Annotated in this window: 1 protein-coding gene; it reads left to right on the top strand. The window is 56.1% G+C overall.

Annotation, left to right across the window (positions count from 1 at the left end):
- A partial coding sequence (locus tag H0241_RS35250) for a M24 family metallopeptidase (protein WP_210285197.1) occupies nucleotides 1–1245 on the top strand: 1245 nt, incomplete at its 5' end.
- Nucleotides 1246–1253 lie beyond the last annotated feature (8 nt).

Here is a 1253-nt window from a genome sequence, read left to right as displayed (position 1 = left end):
AGCCCAATGTTCCGCTTCGAGGAAAGCAAAGCCGAATTGAATTGCCTCGTGCAATCGTCGTGTATCAAGGTAGGAGAACTGCCAGTGTCTGCATTTAGTCAAGAAGAATATCGCGCACGCACGACCCGGCTGCGCCAGCAGATGGCCGAGCGTGGCATCGACGCACTGCTTGTCCTGAACGAAGGGAATATGAACTATCTCACGGGCTACGAAGGTTTTTCCGATTACGTCCCACAGCTCGCTCTTGTTTGCCAGGACGAGGAGGATCCGTGGCTCATATTGCGTGAGATGGACACTCTGTGTGCAGACGCCAGCTCGTACCTGCCGCAATCACACGTCCTCGGCTATCCGGAGAAATACATAGCTGCGAGCCAGCTCACGCCATGGCAGCCGATCGCTGAAATTGTTCGCGAGCGCAGCCCATCTGGCCGCATTGGGGTCGAACTATCGGGTAAAATACTTGGAGTGAAGGGCCATGCCGCCTTGAGCAAAAGTTTAGGCACATCGGAGTTCATCGATGCCGATGGGATGATTGCAGCGCTAAAGGCGATAAAGTCACCTGCTGAGCTCGCCTACATGGAGCAGGCAGGAAAGATCGTCGATAGAGCTATGCAGGTCGGTAGGCTTGCAATCTCTGTTGGCGCCAGAGAATGCGACGTAGCCGCTACTATAACACATGCACTGTACGCGGGCACTCCGGAATTTCCGGGAGGGACTTCCCGTAGTCCTTTGGTTACTATGCCGGTGGGTTCCCCCGGCGCCGCCCCACACCTCACCTGGGCGGACGGACAGTACAAGATGGGCTGCCAGACGAATTTCGAACTCGGCGCCGTCCGTCACCGATATTGCTGCGCCCTGTCGCGGACGGTATTTTTGGGAGAACCGAATGCGAGATCGCGACACGTGCACCAAGCGTGCCTTGACGGCTTTCTCGCTGCCTTTGGAGCTATCCGGGCTGGGGTGACGAGCAGTGATGTGGAGCGAGCTTTTCGGCGCGAATTTGGACCTCGAGGCGTACGAAAAGAGTCCAGAATTGGATACTCAATAGGCATCGATTGGGTGGACGGCGGCCCGAGCTTCCAGGAGGGCGATGAGACGGTGCTTCAGGCCAACATGACCTTCCACCTCCTCATCGGTATCTTTGAGAAGACCGATGGTTACATATTCAGTGAGACCGTTCGCGTGACCGATGATGGCGCGAAGTCGCTGAGCAATATGTCACGCGACCTGCTGGTAAATTGCTGACGTATTAG

The sequence above is a fragment of the Mesorhizobium neociceri genome (assembly GCF_013520985.1).
Lineage (GTDB): Bacteria > Pseudomonadota > Alphaproteobacteria > Rhizobiales > Rhizobiaceae > Mesorhizobium > Mesorhizobium neociceri.
The sequence above is the reverse complement of the archived record's forward strand: the minus strand, read 5'-3'. Positions and strand labels throughout refer to the sequence as shown.